Below are 18,477 nucleotides of genomic sequence, written 5' to 3' on the forward strand. Positions count from 1 at the left end.
CGTTGCGTGTCCTAAGGGCTCGGTGTGTCGTTCTAGACGTGTGACGCCGGAGGAAATTGCATCTGTACGTGGCGAGTTGGAGGACTTTGCGGCGGAGGTTTTCGAGCCGTTCGCGCGGAAGGATCAGCGTCGGTGGGGGCGGGTTTACCTGCGGGGCCTGCTCACGGACGGGCAGCGCAAGTCGGTCGAGCCGATGGCCGCCAGGCTGGGCGAGGACGGGAACCGTCAGGCCCTGGCCCACTTCATCACCACCAGCCCGTGGGATCCGGCGCATGTGCGGGCCCGGCTGGCCTGGAAGATGGAAAAGGCGATCCGGCCCACCGTGCTGGTCTTCGATGACACCGGCTTCCTCAAAGACGGCAATGCCTCGGCGTGTGTGTCGCGGCAGTACACCGGCACCGCGGGCAAGGTCACCAACTGCCAGGTGGGAGTCTCGCTGCACCTGGCCTCGGATCACGCCTCGGCGGCGGTCGACTGGCGGCTGTTCCAGCCCGAGACCTGGGACCCCGCCTCGCCGAAGGCAGACCCCGACAAGGTCGCCCGACGCACCGCCTGCCAGATCCCCGACGACATCGGGCACGTGGAGAAATGGCAGCTCGCACTCGACATGCTCGACGAGACCCGTTCCTGGGGCATCGAGGTGCCGGTGGCCATTGCGGACGCCGGTTACGGAGACGCGGCCGCCTTCCGGCACGGCCTGCAGGCCCGGAGCCTGAACTACGTCGTGGGAATCTCCACCACCCTCTCGGCCCAGCCCGGCCACGCGGTGCCCGTGGCTGACCCGTACTCCGGGATCGGGCGCCGGCCGGTGGCGAAGTACCCGGACAAGTCGCAGTCGGTGAAACAGCTGGTCATCGCGGCCGGCCGGAAAACAGCGAAGCCGGTGCAATGGCGTGAGGGCTCCCGGCCCGGCACCGGCCGCAGCGGCTTCAAGCGGATCTACTCGCGGTTCGTGACCCTGCGGATCCGGCCCGCCGGCCGCGAGGTCCGCCAGGCGGCCGACGGCCCGGAGCTGCCCGAGTGCTGGCTCCTGGCCGAATGGCCCGCCGACCAGGCCGAACCCGTCCAGTTCTGGCTGTCCGACCTGCCCGCCGACACCCCGCTGACCACCCTGGTCCGCCTGGCCAAGCTCCGCTGGCGCATCGAGCACGACTACCGCGAGATGAAACAGGCCCTGGGCCTGGCCCACTTCGAGGGCCGCACCTTCAACGGCTGGCACCACCACGTCACCCTCGTCTCCGTCGCGCACGCCTTCTGCACCTTGCAACGACTGGCCAGAGCCCCAAAAGACACGGCGCCGGCCTGAGCCTCTACCGCATCGTTCGCGAGCTACAGACCCTCCTCGCGACATGGACCGGCGTCTGCCCCACCTGCCACCGCGGCATACCCACACCAACACCAACCTGACCAAGCACTACTAGGGCCTGTCGTCGAAGTCCCGTCGGGCTCTGTCGTTCGGGCGGGCCCGGCGGCCAGACGGCCCAATGGGCGGTGGGAGGTGCAGAGCACGGGGCAAGCGTGAAGGCGTGTCAGCCATGAACGCATCCAAGCGAGTCGGTTTCGCAGTCGTCGGCGCCCTCCTCGCGGGCGGCCTGCTCCTCGCGGCGTGCACCGCCCCCGACGGCCGCCACCGCGCCGGCGACGTGGTCTTCCACCACCCGGGCGTCGTCGTCAGCCACGGCCAGCTCCGACAGGCGAAGCAGATGGTCGCGGCCGGCAAGGAACCCTGGCTCTCCGCCTACCGGGCGCTCCTCGGCAGCCGCTACGCCTCGCTCGACTACACCCCGCACCCGGCCGACGTGGTGCCCTGCCCCTTCAACAGCGGACCGCAGTCCTGTCTCGACGAACGGCAGGACGCGATCGCCGCCTACAGCCACGCCCTGCTGTGGTCGGTGAACGGCAGGACCGCCCACGCGCGCAAGGCCGTACAGATCATGGACGCCTGGTCGGCCGTGATGAAGACGCACCGCGAGGACAACGCCGGACTCCAGGCCGCCTGGTCCGGATCCAGCTGGGCGCGGGCCGCCGAGATCATGCACGCCGACTACCCGAACTGGACGGGGCCCCGGGTCGCCCGGTTCAAGGAGATGCTGCGCAAGGCCTACCTACCGGCCGTCCGCACCCAGGTGCCCGCCTACAACGGCAACTGGGAACTGGCCATGACCGACGCCGCCGTCTCCATCGCCGTCTTCCTGGAGGACCGAGCGGTCTTCCGGGAGTCCCTGGAGCGGTTCCGGGCGCGCGTGCCGGCGTACTTCTACCTCCGGATGGACGGCCCGCGCCCGATGGCCCCGCGGTCCGCCGCCCTCCAGACGGCCGCCCAGGTCAAGGCGTACTGGTTCGACCAGGGCACCTACGTCGACGGCATCGCCCAGGAGACCTGCCGCAACCTGATGCACGTCGGTTACGCCCTCGCCGCGTCCGCGCACATCGCCGAGACCGCCTGGCACCAGGGCGTCGACCTGTACGGCGAGCAGTCCGCCCGGCTGCGCACCGCGCTGGAGTTCCACGCGAAGTACCAGCTCGGGGCCGAGGCCCCGCCATGGCTGTGCGGGGGCAAGGTGGAGCGGACCATGGGGCCCGACCTGGAGGTGGCCCTGCACCACTACGAGACCCGGACCGGCGCGAAGCTCCCGTACACCCGCGCACTGGTCGAGAAGACGCGGCCGGCCGGGACGGACGAGCTGTTCGTGGCCTGGGAAACGGTCAGCCACGGAGAGACCCCGCCCGCCTGACCCCCTAGGGTGCGGACATGGATCTCGAAGAGCTCGGCAGGGCGCGGTACGTCAGCCTCACCACCTTCCGCAAGGACGGCACGCCCGTGGCGACACCGGTGTGGGCGGTCGCCGACGGGGGTGAGCTGTACGTGTGGACGCGCAGCGATTCGTGGAAGGTCAAGCGGATCCGCAACAACGGGCGGGTCACCGTCACCGCCTGCGACATGCGCGGGCGCGTCGAGGAAGGGGCGCCGGCGCGGGAGGGCGAGGCCCGGCTGCTCGACGAGGCGGGGCTGCGGCGGGTGCGGAAGTTGATGTCGCGCAAGTACACCTGGCAGTTCTGGGTGCTGGACGTGCCCGCCGCCCTGGCGCGCCGGGGCAAGCGTCCGCACACCGCGATCGCCGTCAAGCTTTGAGATTCCCGTAGCCCGCCCGTAACACGGGTGGGATCCAATGCGGTCATGGAGACCGCGACTTCGCTGGCGATCAGTCAACTCTCGGGCTACTTGCTGGGGTTGACGCAGAGACTGGATCCCGGGACAGGCTGGTACGGGGAGTTCCTGCGCCGGGATCCGGCGGGGGTGAAGGCCTGTCTCGACGGGGCGGCTATGCCCCCGTGGGACATGGTGGAATCGCTACTGCGGGACCTGGCCGGGGCGCGGGGTGCGGAGTTCGCGGCGCGGGAGACCGTATACGCGGCCCAGCTGCGGGCGGCGGCCGTCACCGTGTGGGACCGGCTGCCGGGCGGCGAGGGGGAGCTACGGACCCAGCTCGCGGCGGCGGTGGCCCAGCGGGCCGCAGTGCAGACGGCCCTGCGGAACCTGACGGTACGGCTGGGCCGGGCCGTCGACCGGGCCGAGGCGGACGCCCTCACCCGGGAACTCGCCTGGGCCCAGGACGACGTGGCCCGCGCCGTGGCCCGCCACGAAGACCTGGCCGCCCGGCTGCGGGCCCTGCATGTGGGCCCCGACGGGCTCTGGCCGGCGCGGCCGGAGGTCGCGCCGTGGCTGCCCGGGGTGCCCCGGCAGCGCGAGGCGCGCACCACACCGAGCACCACACCGAGCCCGGCTCCGAGCACCGGGTTGAGCGCCGCACCGAGCCCGGCTCCGAGCACCGGGTTGAGCGCCGCACCGAGCCCGGCTCCGAGCACCGCTCCGAGCTCGGCACCGAGCACCGGGTCGAGCGCCGTACCGAGCGCCGGGTCGGACATGGCCGCCGTCGAGGAGCCCGCCGCGCGGGCCGAGCCGCCGGTCGGCCGGGCCGAGGGGCGGTGGCTGCGCGGTGCGCGGCGGGCCGGGGGCGCCCGGTACGCGGGCTCGGCGGCCCCCACGGCCCCGGCCTTCACCCCGCCGCCGGGACACCCCGGCGGGGACGGCACGCCGGGCTCCGGTCCCGGCGCCGCGCTCCCCGCGCCGCGCGGAGCCCGCTTCGCCGTCCCGGCCGACCCCGCACCCGAGGCCCCAGGCGCCGCCGAGGCCGCGCCCCGCCCCGTACCGCGCCCCGAGCACCCGGCAGGGCCCGTGGCGGGCGTCCCGGGACCCGTCGCCGCCGCCCTGCTCGCCCTGCGCGCCCAGGGCCGCAGCGGCGAGGCGCACGCCCTGCTGTGCGAGGCCGCGGCCCGGCCCGCCGAGCAGTTGCCCGCACTCGCCGCCGAGCTGACCCTGGCCGGGCTCGCGGCCGACTGGGCCACCCTGCTGTGGGAGGCGGCCTCGCTCCCGCCCGAGCGACTCGCGGCGGCCGCGGCCGCCCTCGGCGGCGCAGGCCGGGAGGTCGACTGCGACGCCCTGCTGCGCCAGGGCGCGGCCCGGCCGGCCGCCGAAGTCGCGGACGCGGCGCTCGCCTTAGGCGGGGCCGGCCGGATCCGCGAGGCCGACGCGCTGCTCGGCGCCTTTGTCCGGGTGCGCACCGCCGAGGAGGCGGCGGGCCTGGCCCGGTACGACCCGCAGTGGTTCGCCCCGCGACTGCTCCGGGCGGCCCGGGCGCTGCCCGGACCCCACCACCGCGACCTGGTCCACGCCCTGCGGGTGGCGGGCATCGCCGGGGCGTAACCCGCCCGCCTGGTGACCGCATTCGACCGCGGGGCGACGTAACGTGATCGACTACTCCAACCGCGCACGGCGGTCTTGCCCCACGCTGTGACGAGGCCTACGTTCTACTCCCTACGCATACCGTCTACGTGCGTAGAACTCGGCGTTCCCGTCGCGAGGAGCAGCTCATGGCCCAAGTCGTCCGCGCCGCGCTGGTCCAGGCCACCTGGACCGGAGACACCGAATCGATGATCGCCAAACACGAGGAGCACGCCCGACGGGCAGCCGCCCAGGGCGCGCAGATCATCGGCTTCCAAGAAGTCTTCAACGCCCCCTACTTCTGTCAGGTCCAGGAGCCCGAGCACTACGGCTGGGCCGAGGCCGTCCCCGACGGCCCGACCGTACGCCGCATGCAGGACCTCGCCCGCGAGACCGGCATGGTGATCGTCGTACCGGTCTTCGAGCTGGAGAGCGAGGGCTTCTACTACAACACCGCCGCCGTCATCGACGCCGACGGCAGCTACCTGGGCAAGTACCGCAAGCACCACATCCCCCAGGTCAAAGGTTTCTGGGAGAAGTACTACTTCCGTCCGGGCAACCTCGGCTGGCCCGTCTTCGACACCGCCGTCGGCCGGATCGGCGTCTACATCTGCTACGACCGCCACTTCCCCGAGGGGTGGCGCCAACTGGGACTTGCCGGAGCCCAGTTGGTCTACAACCCCTCCGCCACCTCCCGCGGCCTGTCCGCGTACCTGTGGCAGCTGGAGCAGCCCGCCTCCGCCGTCGCCAACGAGTACTTCGTCGCCGCCATCAACCGCGTCGGCCAGGAGGAGTACGGCGACAACGACTTCTACGGCACCAGCTACTTCGTCGACCCGCGCGGTCAGTTCGTCGGGGAGGTCGCCAGCGACAAGGACGAGGAACTCGTCGTCCGCGACCTCGACTTCGACCTGATCAAGGAGGTCCGCGACCAGTGGGCCTTCTACCGCGACCGCCGCCCCGACGCCTACGGAGGGCTCGTACAACCGTGACCAACCCGACCCCGCTCCACAGCCGCCACCGCACCGTCCTGCCCGACTGGCTCGCGCTCTACTACAAGCACCCCATCGAGCTCACCCACGGCGAGGGCCGCCACGTTTGGGACGCCGACGGCAACCGCTACCTCGACTTCTTCGGCGGCATCCTCACCACGATGACCGCCCACGCCCTGCCCGAGGTCACCAAGGCCGTGTCCGAGCAGGCCGGGCGGATCATCCACTCCTCCACCCTGTACCTCAACCGGCCGATGATCGAGCTGGCCGAGCGGGTCGCCGCCCTCTCCGGCATCCCCGACGCCCGGGTCTTCTTCACCACGTCCGGCACCGAGGCCAACGACACCGCGCTGCTGCTCGCGACGACGTACCGCCGCTCCAACCAGATCCTGGCGATGCGCAACAGCTACCACGGCCGGTCCTTCTCCACCGTCTCGATCACCGGCAACCGCGGCTGGTCCCCGACCAGCCTCTCGCCGCTGCAGACGTACTACGTCCAGGGCGCGGTCCGCACCCGCGGCCCCCTCGCCCACCTGGACGACGCCGCGTTCACCGCCGCCGCAGTCGAGGACCTGGAGGACGTGCTCGGCCAGGCCCGCGGGGGAGTCGCCGCCCTCATCGCCGAACCCATCCAGGGCGTCGGCGGCTTCACCTCCCCGCCCGACGGCCTCTACGGCGCCTTCCGCGAGGTCCTCAGCCGCCACGGCATCCTGTGGATCAGCGACGAGGTGCAGACCGGCTGGGGCCGCACCGGCGACAACTTCTGGGGCTGGCAGGCACACGCCCAGAACGGGCCGCCGGACATCCTCACCTTCGCCAAGGGCATCGGCAACGGCATGTCCATCGGCGGGGTCGTGGCCCGTGCCGAGGTGATGAACTGCCTGGACTCCAACTCCATCTCCACCTTCGGAGGCTCCCCGGTCACCATGGCGGCCGGCGTCGCCAACCTCGCGTACCTGCTGGAGCACGACCTCCAGGGCAACGCCCGCCGCGTCGGCGGCATGCTCCTGGAGCGGCTGCGCGCGATCGCCGCCACCGTGCCCGGCGTACGGGAGATCCGCGGCCGGGGCCTGATGGCCGGCCTCGAACTCACGAAGCCGGGCACCGACGAGGCCGACCCGGACGCGGCCGCGGCCGTCCTGGAGGCGGCCCGCGAAGGCGGCCTGCTGCTCGGCAAGGGCGGCGGGTACAACACCAGCGTGCTGCGCATCGCGCCGCCGCTCTCCCTCACCGTCGCCGAGGCGGAAGAGGGCGCCGAGATCCTCGAACAGGCCTTGCGCAGCATTTGAGTAGGGGGATCACATGAGCACCCGCACCCTGATCCGCGGCGGCCTCGTCGTCACCGCCTCCGACGAACTGCACGCCGACGTCCTGATCGAGGACGGCCGCGTGGCGGCGCTGGCCGCACACGGCTCGGCCGCCGCCGGAGCCTGGACGGCCGACCGCACGATCGACGCGACCGGAAAGTACGTGATCCCCGGCGGGGTCGACGCGCACACCCACATGGAACTTCCCTTCGGAGGAACCTCGGCCTCCGACACCTTCGAGACCGGAACCAGAGCCGCCGCCTGGGGCGGCACCACCACCATCGTCGACTTCGCCGTGCAGAGCGTGGGCCACTCCCTGCGCGAGGGGCTCGACACCTGGTACGCCAAGGCCGACGGCAACTGCGCCGTCGACTACGCGTTCCACATGATCCTCTCGGACGTCAACGAGAGGACGCTCAAGGAGATGGACCACCTCGTCGGCGAGGGGGTCACCTCCTTCAAGCTGTTCATGGCCTACCCCGGCGTCTTCTACAGCGACGACGGGCAGATCCTGCGCGCCATGCAGCGCGGCGCCACCAACGGCGGGCTGATCATGATGCACGCCGAGAACGGCATCGCGATCGACGTCCTCGTCGAACAGGCCCTCGCGCGCGGGGAGACCGATCCGCGCCACCACGGCGAGGTCCGCAAGGTGCTGTTGGAGGCGGAGGCCACCCACCGCGCCATCCAGCTGGCTCGGGTCGCGGGCGCCCCGTTGTACGTGGTGCACGTCTCGGCGGAGGAGGCGGTGGCGGAGCTCGCCGCCGCCCGGGACAAAGGACTCCCGGTCTTCGGGGAGACCTGTCCGCAGTACCTGTTCCTGTCCACCGACAACCTGGAGGAGCCCGACTTCCAGGGCGCCAAGTACGTCTGTTCCACCCCGCTGCGCCCCAAGGAGCACCAGGCAGCCCTGTGGCGGGGCCTGCGGACCAATGACCTCCAGGTGGTCTCCACCGACCACTGCCCCTTCTGCTTCCGGGGCCAGAAGGAACTGGGCCGCGGGGACTTCTCGAAGATCCCCAACGGGCTGCCCGGCGTGGAGAACCGTATGGACCTCCTCCACCAGGCCGTCCTGGACGGGCACATCAGCCGCCGACGCTGGATCGAGATCGCGTGCGCGACCCCGGCCCGGATGTTCGGCCTCTACCCGCAGAAGGGCACCATCGCGCCGGGCTCAGACGCCGACATCGTGCTCTACGATCCGCACGCCGAGCAGGTCATCTCCGCCGAGACCCACCACATGAACGTGGACTACTCGGCGTACGAGGGCAAGCGGATCACCGGACGCGTCGACACCGTGCTCTCGCGCGGCGAACTCGTCATCGACCAGCGCGAATTCACCGGCCGGGCCGGCCACGGGGCCTTCGTCCCCCGCTCCACCTGCCAGTACCTGTAAAAGCGTCAAGGAGCAGCCCCATGGACTTCGGCCTCGTCCTGCAGACCGACCCGCCCGCATCCCAGGTCATCAGCCTCATGAAGCGCGCCGAGCGCAACGGCTTCCGCTACGGCTGGACCTTCGACTCCGCCGTGCTGTGGCAGGAGCCGTTCGTCATCTACAGCCAGATCCTCGAACACACCCGCAAGCTGCACATCGGCCCCATGGTCACCAACCCCGGCACCCGCACCTGGGAAGTGACCGCCTCCACCTTCGCCACCCTCAACGACACGTTCGGCAACCGCACGGTCTGCGGGATCGGGCGCGGCGACTCGGCGATGCGGGTCGCCGGACGCAAACCCAACACCCTGGCCCGCCTGGGCGAGGCCATCGACGTCATCCGGGACCTGGCCGAGGGCCGCGAGGCCCTGGTGGACGGCAACCCGATCCGCCTGCCGTGGGTCCGTGACGGGAAGCTCCCCGTGTGGATGGCGGCCTACGGGCCCAAGGCCCTGGCCCTGGCGGGGGAGAAGGCCGACGGGTTCATCCTCCAGCTCGCCGACCCCTACCTCACCGAGTGGATGGTCAAGTCGGTCCGCGAGGCCGCCGCCCGGGCCGGCCGCGACCCGGCGGAGATCACCATCTGCGTGGCGGCCCCCGCGTACGTGAGCGAGGACCTTGCGCACGCCCGCGACCAGTGCCGCTGGTTCGGCGGCATGGTCGGCAACCACGTCGCGGACCTCGTCGGCCGCTACGGCGAGCACTCCTCGATGGTCCCCGACGAGCTCACCGAGTACATCAAGGCCCGTCAGGGTTACGACTACAGCCATCACGGGCGGGCCGGGAACCCGTCCACCGACTTCGTCCCCGACGAGATCGTCGACCGCTTCTGCCTGCTCGGCCCGGTAGAGGCGCACGTCGAGAAGCTGCGGGTCCTGCGCGACCTGGGCGTCGACCAGTTTGCCGTCTACGACATGCACGACGCGCGGGAGGCCACGATCGACGCGTACGGCCAGAACGTCATCCCGTTGTTCAACTGACGCCGGCGGGGCGGGGCCGACCGAAGGGTCGGCCCCGCCCCGCGTTCAGGTCCGTGAGGTCCTCCGGTGGGACAGGGCGTTCAGGAGCGTGCGTTCCGCAGCCTTGAACTGGGGGCTGTCGAGCTGAGGACGCAAGGGGCCGACCAGGGCGGCCAGCAACACACCGGGTCTGACGAGGGACGTGGGCGGGGCCTGGAGGGCCAGGACGTCCGTCAGCGCCGTGGCGGCACGGAACGAGCCGGTCGCCGTGCGGGACAGACGGCTGACGTAGCGGCGCAGGAGACGATCGGCGAACGTCGGGCGCCGGCCCTTGGTCGTGGCGAAATGGATGTCCTGACCAGTGGCGAGGGTCCAAGCGGTGTGCACGGGCCGGGCGATGGCGCGCTGGGCCCGGTGGGCCAGGTCGCGGGTCGGGCCGGCCGCGAGCAGGTCGCGCAGGGCCAGCGCGCCGAGCGCGGCCACCGACATGCCCTGCGCATAGACGGGGTTGAAGGTGGCGACGGAATCCCCCAGGGCCACCAGGCCATCGGGCCGGGTGCTGAGCCGTTCGTAGTAGGAGCGCCGGTTCGCGGTGCTGTGGGTGACGCTGACGTCGCCGAGCGGTTCAGCGTGCTCCAGCAGGTCGGCCATGACGGGATGGCGCAGCGTACGGGCGAAGGGCTCGAAGTCCTCTGCGGCCCGGGTGGGCTCTCCACCGGGGGCTCCCATCAGGCTGACGTGCCAGCGGTCGCCGTCGATCGGCAGGATGCCGCCGGCCTTGGCGGGTTGGCGCAGGCACGGGTCGGCCTGCACTCCGACGACCGGCCAGCCGCGCGTGGGGACGGGGGCCCGGTAGAGGCGGCTCGCATAGACCATGCCGGAGTCGAGGCGCTCCTCGACGAGGCCGGTGACACCCAGCTCGGCGAGCCACCGGGGCAGGCGGGAGGCCCGTCCGGAGGCGTCGATGACCAGGTCGGCGTGCAGGTCCGATGCGATGCCGTCGGCATCGCGAAGTCGTACGCCCCTGACGGCACGGCGGTCGCCGAGCAGTCCAACGGCCTTGGTGTGCGTACGCACGGTGACCCGGGGGTTCTTGAGGACCTCGTTCCGGACGACGAGGTCCGTCAGGTCCCGGCTCGCGGTGATCACGTAGTGGGTGGCGCGCTGCCAGCGGCGGTACCACCCCTCGGGTGAGAAGATCACCATGTCGGTGGTCACCGGTATGCGGTGAGCACCCGCGGCCATCAACAGGTCGATGCTGCCGGGGAGCAGGGCGTTGATCGCCTCTGCGCCGCCGGCTTGCAGCCAGTGGATGTGGGCGGCTTGGGGAACTCCGGTGCGCGGTCCGGGCCCTGCGGGTAGATCGTGGGCCTCGAGGATCTCGACGGAATCGACGTGGTCCTTGACCGCTGCTGCCGCGAGCATGCCCGCAAGGCTCCCCCCGACGATGACGACACGTTGGGGGCCACGGCTCGCGGCTTCACTCATGACGGGCTGCCTTCTACGGGGGCGCGGTCGTACTCATGGACGTTCGGACTACGGGCGAAGCGAGCGCCAGGGACAGGAGCACCAGGTTCCGGGCCCGCGACTCGGGCAGGGGCGTGGCCTCTTGCCGGCGCCCGGGGTGCGTCCGCCGCCGCTCGCGGGCGACCAGGATCATGGTCGCATCCGCCGCGACCGCGGGGGAGGGTTCGTCGCCATCGGTGCGGAGCCCGAGCGGTACGCCGACCAGCCCCACGGGCAGATCTGCCGGAGTCCGGCGGCCCCGCAGCGGACCGGGGCGGCGCCGAACCCTCGTCGGCGTCGCCCCGGCCCATTTTTAGGCACCACGTGTGTCTGCACGGTCGCCGCTGACCGGGGCGGCGGCCACCGCCCCGGTCAGCCGGCCCGCCCCGGCCCGTGGCTCCCGGAGCGGTGACCGGTGTTCGGTCAGGGAAGGAGCGGGAAGAGGACGAGTGTCAGCGGCGCCGTCACGGAGGAAGCGGCGTAGCAACTCGTCCCCGCGAAGGACGCGGTGTAGCTCGTCGCCGTGATCACCGTGCTGGGAACCGTCAGCATCGGCGGGGCCAGTGTCGCCACCCCGCTGGCGTTGGTGAGCGCGGTCCCGAGGACGATGGGTCCGAGCGTCGTGTTCGCCTTGAAGGTGACCAGTTGTCCCGGGAGCGGAGCGGCGCTGGAGGTGACCTTGAGCGTGGCGCTCATCGACGGGATGACGAACGTGCCGTTCGTCCGCAGGCGGATCTGTGCCGGGGTCGCCGTCAGCGTCGTGGGAGCCGGGTTCACGGTCAGGTTGGCCGCCATTGCGGAGGGACTGTGGCAGGTGCCGCCGTTGTAGACGGCGGTCACCGTGCCGCTGGCGCCCGCGGTGGTGGTGACGCAGGCCGTGCCGCTGGCGTTGAGCGCCACGGTCTGGAGGAAGCCGCCGGGGCCGGTGAAGGTGACCGTCCCGGTGGGCGTGCCGCTGCCCGGCGCGACGGTCGTGACCGTGGCGCAGAACGTCACCGGGCGGCCGCAGATCACGGGGTTGGGGGTGATGGTGAGCGCGGTCGTGGTCTGGGCGTTGTTCACGGTCACGCCCGTCGTGCCGTTCGACGGCTTGAAGCATCCGTCGCCGTTGTAGGCGGCCGTGACCGTGCCGCTGGACAGGCTGCTGGTGGTGACGCAGGCCGTACCGCCTGCGTTCAGGGGTACGGTCGTGTTCAGTCCGCCGGGGCCGGTGAAGGTGACGGTTCCGGTGGGGGTGCCGCTGCCGGGTGCGACTGCGGTGACGGTGGCGCAGACCGTCACGGACTGGCCGCACACCGAGGGGTTGGGGGTCACCGATGCGGTGGTGGTGCTGGCGGCCTGGTTGACGGTCACCGGCGCGGTGCCGGTCGATGAGGAGAAGCACCCGTTGCCGTTGTAGACGGCCGTGACCGTGCCGTTGGTGAGGCTGCTGGTGGTCAGGCAGGCCGTACCGCCTGCGTCCAGGGTCACCGTCGTGTTCAGCCCGGCCCCGGTGAAGGTGACGGTTCCGGTGGGGGTGCCGCTGCCGGGTGCGACTGCGGTGACGGTGGCGCAGACCGTCACGGACTGGCCGCATACCGAGGGGTTGGGGGTCACCGACACGGTCGTGGTGCTGGCCGCCGGGTTGACCGTCACCGGCGCGGTGCCGGTCGACGAGGAGAAGCATCCGTCACCGTTGTAGACGGCCGTGACCGTGCCGCTGGTGAGGCTGTTGGTGGTGACGCAGGCCGTGCCGCCTGCGTCCAGGGGTACGGTCGTGTTCAGTCCGCCGGGGCCGGTGAAGGTGACCGTTCCGGTGGGGGTGCCGCTGGCTCCCGTGACCGTGGCGCACACGGTCACCGACTGGCCGCACACCGACGGGTTGGGGTCGACCGATACGGTGGTGGTGCTGGCGGCCTGGTTGACCGTCACGTCGAAGAGATTTTCGGAGCCGGCGAAGCAGGAGTCGCCGTTGTAGGTGGCCGAGTAGGTGCCGGTGGTGAGGCTGCTGGTGGTCAGGCAGGCCGTGCCTTCGGCGTCCAGCACCAGTGTCACGTTCAGTCCGCCGGGGCCGGTGAAGGTGACGGTTCCGGTGGGGGTGCCGCTGCCGGGTGCGACTGCGGTGACGGTGGCGCACACCGTCACGGTCTCGCCGCATACCGAGGGGTTGGGGGTCACCGTTACCGATACCGCGCTGGTGGCCTGGTTGACGGTCACCGGCGCGGTGCCGGTCGATGCGGAGAAGCATCCGTCACCGTTGTAGACGGCCGTGACCGTGCCGCTGGTGAGGCTGCTGGTGGTCAGGCAGGCCGTCCCGCCGGCGTCGAGGGGCACCGTCTCGTTCAGTCCGCCGGGGCCGGTGAAGGTGACGGTTCCGGTGGGGGTGCCGCTGCCGGGTGCGACTGCGGTGACGGTGGCGCACACGGTCACGGTCTCGCCGCACACCGAGGGGTTGGGTTCCACGGTCACCGATACCGCGCTGGCGGCCTGGTTGACGGTCACCGGTGCGGTGCCGGTCGATGAGGAGAAGCATCCGTTGCCGTTGTAGACGGCCGTGACCGTGCCGGTCTCCAGCACGGTCGTGGTCAGGCAGGCCGTGCCACCGGCGTCCAGGGGTACGGTCGTGTTCAGCCCGGCCCCGGTGAAGGTCACCGTTCCGGTGGGCGTGCCGCTGCCCGGCGCGACTGCGGTGACCGTGGCGCACACCGTTACGGTCTCGCCGCACACCGACGGGTTGGGTTCCACCGTCACCGACACCGCGCTCGACGCCGGGTTGACCGTCACGTCGAAGGTGCCGGTCGATGCGGAGAAGCATTCGTCACCGTTGTAGACGGCCGTGACCGTGCCGGTCTCCAGTGCGGTCGTGGTCAGGCAGGCGGTGCCGCCTGCGTCCAGGGGTACGGTCGTGTTCAGTCCGCCGGGGCCGGTGAAGGTGAAGGTTCCGGTGGGGGTGCCGCTGCCGGGTGCGACTGCGGTGACGGTGGCGCACACCGTCACGGTCTCGCCGCATACCGACGGGTTGGGGTCGACCGATACGGTGGTGGTGCTGGCGGCCTGGTTGACCGTCACGTCGAAGAGGTTTTCGGAGCCGGCGAAGCAGGAGTCACCGTTGTAGGTGGCCGAGTAGGTGCCGGTGGTGAGGCTGCTGGTGATCAGGCAGGCCGTGCCTTCGGCGTCCAGCGCCAGTGTCACGTTCAGTCCGCCGGGGCCGGTGAAGGTGACGGTTCCGGTGGGGGTGCCGCTGCCGGGTGCGACTGCGGTGACGGTGGCGCACACCGTTACGGTCTCGCCGCACACCGAGGGGTTGGGTTCCACCGTCACCGACACCGTGCTCGACGCCGGGTTGACCGTCACGTCGAAGGTGCCGGTCGACGGCAGGAAGCAGCTGTTACCCGCGTAGGAGACCGTGACCGTGCCGGTCTCCAGCGCGGTCGTGGTGACGCACGCCGTGCCGCCCGCGTCCAGCCCCACGACCTGAGTGCTGCCGTCGGGCAGCAGGAAGGTGACGGTTCCGGTGGGGGTGCCGCTGCCGGGTGCGACTGCGGTGACGGTGGCGCACACCGTCACGGTCTCGCCGCACACCGACGGGTTGGGTTCCACCGCCACCGACACCGTGCTCGACGCCGGGGTGACCGTCACGTCCAGTGAACCCGTCGACGGCAGGAAGCAGGCGTCACCCGTGTAGGAGACGGTGACCGTGCCGGTCTCCAGTGTGGTCGTGGTGACGCAGGCGGTGCCGCCTGCGTTCAGGGGTACGGTCGTGTTCAGTCCGCCGGGGCCGGTGAAGGTGACGGTTCCGGTGGGGGTGCCGCTGCTGGGTGCGACTGCGGTGACGGTGGCGCACACGGTCACGAACTGGCCGCACACCGACGGGTTGGGTTCCACCGTCACCGACACCGCGCTCGACGCCGGGTTGACCGCCACGTCCACGGTGCCGGTCGATGCGGAGAAGCATTCGTCGCCGTTGTAGGTGGCCGTGACCGTGCCGGTTTCCAGTGCGGTCGTGGTCAGGCAGGCGGTGCCGCCTGCGTCGAGGGGCACGGTCTCGTTCAGTCCGCCGGGGCCGGTGAAGGTGACGGTTCCGGTGGGGGTGCCGCTGCTGGGTGCGACTGCGGTGACGGTGGCGCACACCGTCACGGTCTCGCCGCATACCGAGGGGTTGGGTTCCACGGTCACCGATACCGTGCTGGTGGCCTGGTTGACGGTCACCGGTGCGGTGCCGGTCGATGCGGAGAAGCATCCGTCGCCGTTGTAGACGGCCGTGACCGTGCCGGTCTCCAGCACGGTCGTGGTCAGGCAGGCGGTGCCGCCTGCGTCGAGGGGCACGGTCTCGTTCAGTCCGCCGGGGCCGGTGAAGGTGACGGTTCCGGTGGGGGTGCCGCTGCCGGGTGCGACTGCGGTGACGGTGGCGCACACCGTCACGGACTGGCCGCACACCGACGGGTCGGGGTCCACCGTCACCGACACCGTGCTCGACGCCGGGTTGACCGTCGCCTCGAAGGTGCCGGTCGATGCGGAGAAGCATCCGTCGCCGCTGTAGACGGCCGTGACCGTACCGCTGGTGAGGCTGCTGGTGGTGACGCAGGCGGTGCCGCCTGCGTCGAGGGGCACGGTCTCGTTCAGTCCGCCGGGGCCGGTGAAGGTGACGGTTCCGGTGGGGGTGCCGCTGCTGGGTGCGACTGCGGTGACGGTGGCGCACACGGTCACGGTCTCGCCGCATACCGACGGGTTGGGTTCCACCGTCACCGACACCGTGCTCGACGCCGGGTTGACGGTCACCGGTGCGGTGCCGGTCGATGCGGAGAAGCATTCGTCGCCGTTGTAGGTGGCCGTGACCGTGCCGGTCTCCAGTACGGTCGTGGTCAGACAGGCCGTGCCGACGGCGTCCAGGGGTACGGTCTCGTTCAGTCCGCCGGGTCCGGTGAAGGTGACGGTTCCGGTGGGGGTGCCGCTGCCGGGTGCGACCGCGGTGACGGTGGCGCACACGGTCACGGTCTCGCCGCATACCGACGGGTTGGGTTCCACCGTCACCGATACCGTGCTCGACGCCTGATTGACCGTCACGTCGAAGGTGCCGGTCCCGCTCGCGTAGCACTCGTCGCCACCGTAGGAGGCGGTGACCGTGCCGGTCTCCAGCACGGTCGTGGTGACGCAGGCCGTGCCACCCGCGTCCAGCGCCACCGTCTCGTTGAGCCCGCCGGGGCCGGTGAAGGTCACCGAGCCCGACGGATTGCCGACGCCCGAGGAGACCGGTGCCACAGTGGCACAGAGCGTCACCGTCTCACCGCACACCGACGGGTCGGGGTTCGCCGAGACGGTGACCGAGACGGGCGCGGGGTTGACGACGTGGACGGTCAGCGGGGAGTTCGACCCGTTGAAGTCCGCGTCGCCGGTGTAGAAGGCGGCTGCCTGGTGGAAGCCGACGTCCAGGCCACTGAAACTGACCTGCGCCTGCCCGTTCACGTCCACGGGGGCGGTCAGCACCGGACCGTCGTCGCTGACGATGAAGGACACCAGCCCGGTGGGGGTTCCCGCACCCGGCGGAACGGGGGTCACTTGGGCGGTGGCGGTCACCGTCTCGCCGCAGACCGAGGGTTCGGGGTCGAAGACCAGCGTGGTGGTGGTGTTCGCGAGGGTGACCTCCTGGGTGTCCGCACCCGTGGACGGGTCGTACTCTGCGTCGCCGGAGTAGTTGGCCTCCATCCCGTGGAGACCGACCTCCAGACCGCTGGTCGTGTACTGGGCCTGGCCGCTCATGTCGAGCGGCACCGTCACGACGGGCACGCTGTCGACGATGAATTCGACGCTGCCGGTCGGGGTGGGGCCGGCGACTTCCGGCTGGACGGTGGCGGTGAAGGTGACCGACTGGCCGAAGACGGAAGGATCCGGTGCCGAGGTCACGGTGGTGGTCGAACTGGCCATGGTGTGGCTCCCTTTCGGATGACCCGCGGAAGCAGATGATTCTCTTCGCCCGTATGGCGCTTGGCGGAGCACGGAACGCACGAGAAAACACTGGTGGGACGTTCCGTTAAGAGCCCTTGTCCACGCGGAGTCGGGGCACATCACCTGCTGATATCAGCAGTAGGCCTTCCGGCTGAGGACTTGGGCTAGATGGGTGAACAAAACACCACTCGTTCGGCTCAGCGCACTCAGGCGCACGAGAGGCGATAAACCCGGATTATGCGGCGCCTTGATGCATTCTCGCGAGAGGAAAGGTTTCCCTTTCCGTCGTTTTCCGGGTGCATGGCTGGGCGGTGCCGGGGCGTACTCGCGCTCCCAGGACAGTCTGGCGGACTCACGGGCGGAAGAGAAAGGATTCCGCGCTGAGCGAACCGTGGTATTCCTCCGCGGTATTCGCAATTCCAGGGGTGCCACGGCATGCCGCAGCCCCTCGGTGCACCGGCTGTCCGGTACGCCGAGGGGCTGCTGGTGGGGGCGTTACCCTTCCGGCGGTCCGCCGGGGTGGGGCGGGGTGCCCACCGGGGCCCGCGCCGTGTCACCGGCGCGGTGGTGCGGTGCGGCGTACGGCTCGTTGTGTGTCCGTGGCGTCCCGGAGGACGTGCCGTCCACGGGAGCCCGCCGCTTCCCTGTGCAGGCAGCGGTCCTACTGGCGGACCGCCGTGATGGAACCGTGCCCGCCCGCCCTCCTGTTGGCGGCGTCGGCCTCCTGTCGCGTGGGGTACTGGCGCGTGACCCCGTTGGGGAGGACTAGTCGGTAGACGAACGTGGACCGGCTGGCGCGTCCGCAGTTGCATGCCATGGTCTTCCTCCTTCTGTTCGGCCGCTCCGGCGGCCGGTCAAGGGGAGGGCCGGGGAGTTCCGGGGTAGGGCCGGGCCCCGGCCCGTTCCCTTTACCCTTTATCCCCGGGCACCGCACGCCGACACGCGCCGCCGTATAGTCATATTTATACGTGGCGGCGATGATCTGGAATATTCCAACGTGGCCGTCAATCAAGCCAGTTGGCGGCGAGGCCGGTGAGGTAGGAAAGGGTGAGCGCCGTGGCGCCCGCCTGGAACCACGTTTCCCCACCGGCCCAGTGGGCGAGCACGGTGACGGTGCCCGCGACCCAGATGCTGACGCACCATCCGCAGGTGACCAGATACGCCGGGTGGGAGTCTTCGCCGAAACGGTCGGCGATCCGGGAGCGGAACCCCGCGGCGAGGGCGTCCTTGGTGATGAATCGGGTGACGCGACAGACTGTGCCGAGCGACAGGAGGAAGATCAGCGCACTCATGGAATTCATCGTAGGGTTTCCGCTCCCCTCCCCTCTCGCGTTTTCTCGAATCCGACGGGAGGCCGGATCGGCCGGGAATGCGGGGAAGCGCTTGAGCGCCGTGCGGAAGATCTCGAGTCGGGTGAGACGGTTGTGTCGCCATGTGGCCTTTGGTGAGGGTTTCCTGCGCTTGGCCGGATCGTTAATTCATGACGTCTGCGGCATTTCGGGAGGCCGAAACGCTCGGGGTGATCGCCCGCGTACTTCGAGTTCGTGAACTGGCTCTCGCTGTACGGGTCGTC

The 18,477-nt window shown here is 70.9% G+C and carries 11 protein-coding genes; 8 read left to right on the forward strand and 3 right to left on the reverse strand.

The features are described from left to right. The first annotated feature begins 40 nt into the window (after positions 1-40). The 8 genes from OG594_RS34575 (at position 41) to OG594_RS34610 (ending at position 9,497) form a co-directional block, all read left to right on the forward strand. Positions 41-1,306, forward strand: coding sequence for an IS701 family transposase (locus tag OG594_RS34575; RefSeq protein ID WP_266601835.1), 1,266 nt, complete (start codon positions 41-43; stop codon positions 1,304-1,306). Between the two features lie 229 nt (positions 1,307-1,535). Beyond that, positions 1,536-2,735, forward strand: coding sequence for an alginate lyase family protein (locus OG594_RS34580; RefSeq protein ID WP_266606320.1), 1,200 nt, complete (start codon positions 1,536-1,538; stop codon positions 2,733-2,735). Positions 2,736-2,752: 17 nt separating this feature from the next. Further along, entirely contained in the window at positions 2,753-3,133 is a 381-nt protein-coding gene (locus OG594_RS34585; protein ID WP_266606321.1) for a PPOX class F420-dependent oxidoreductase, read from the forward strand. A 45-nt stretch (positions 3,134-3,178) separates the two neighbouring features. Next, positions 3,179-4,765: a hypothetical protein gene (locus OG594_RS34590; protein ID WP_266606322.1), complete on the forward strand. Its 1,587-nt coding sequence runs from the start codon at positions 3,179-3,181 to the stop codon at positions 4,763-4,765. 167 nt (positions 4,766-4,932) lie between these two features. After that, a complete protein-coding gene (locus OG594_RS34595) occupies positions 4,933-5,775 on the forward strand; it encodes a nitrilase-related carbon-nitrogen hydrolase (RefSeq protein ID WP_189740752.1) in 843 nt (280 codons plus the stop codon). After that, positions 5,772-7,064 carry an aspartate aminotransferase family protein gene (locus OG594_RS34600; RefSeq protein WP_266606323.1) on the forward strand — a complete coding sequence of 431 codons (1,293 nt, stop codon included), beginning with the start codon at positions 5,772-5,774 and terminating at the stop codon, positions 7,062-7,064. The genes OG594_RS34595 and OG594_RS34600 overlap by 4 nt, the downstream gene beginning before the upstream one ends. Positions 7,065-7,077: 13 nt before the next feature. Then, complete coding sequence (gene hydA / locus OG594_RS34605) at positions 7,078-8,478, forward strand: dihydropyrimidinase (protein ID WP_266606324.1); 1,401 nt, start codon at positions 7,078-7,080, stop codon at positions 8,476-8,478. 20 nt (positions 8,479-8,498) lie between these two features. Next, a complete protein-coding gene (locus OG594_RS34610) occupies positions 8,499-9,497 on the forward strand; it encodes a TIGR03842 family LLM class F420-dependent oxidoreductase (protein ID WP_266606325.1) in 999 nt (332 codons plus the stop codon). Between the two features lie 45 nt (positions 9,498-9,542). On the opposite strand, the gene OG594_RS34615 is transcribed toward OG594_RS34610, so the two are convergent. The 3 genes from OG594_RS34615 to OG594_RS34625 all read right to left on the reverse strand — a co-directional run bounded on the left by OG594_RS34615 (position 9,543) and on the right by OG594_RS34625 (position 18,196). After that, the gene (locus OG594_RS34615; RefSeq protein WP_266606326.1) at positions 9,543-10,964 is read right to left on the reverse strand and encodes an NAD(P)/FAD-dependent oxidoreductase; all 1,422 of its coding nucleotides are present in this window, start codon (positions 10,962-10,964) and stop codon (positions 9,543-9,545) included. A 441-nt stretch (positions 10,965-11,405) separates the two neighbouring features. After that, positions 11,406-16,883 carry an Ig-like domain repeat protein gene (locus OG594_RS34620; protein WP_266606327.1) on the reverse strand — a complete coding sequence of 1,826 codons (5,478 nt, stop codon included), beginning with the start codon at positions 16,881-16,883 and terminating at the stop codon, positions 11,406-11,408. A 1,025-nt stretch (positions 16,884-17,908) separates the two neighbouring features. After that, positions 17,909-18,196, reverse strand: coding sequence for a hypothetical protein (locus OG594_RS34625; protein ID WP_266606328.1), 288 nt, complete (start codon positions 18,194-18,196; stop codon positions 17,909-17,911). Between the last annotated feature and the right edge of the window lie 281 nt (positions 18,197-18,477).

This window comes from Streptomyces sp. NBC_01214, assembly GCF_026340975.1.
In the GTDB taxonomy this organism is placed as follows: Bacteria; Actinomycetota; Actinomycetes; order Streptomycetales; family Streptomycetaceae; genus Streptomyces.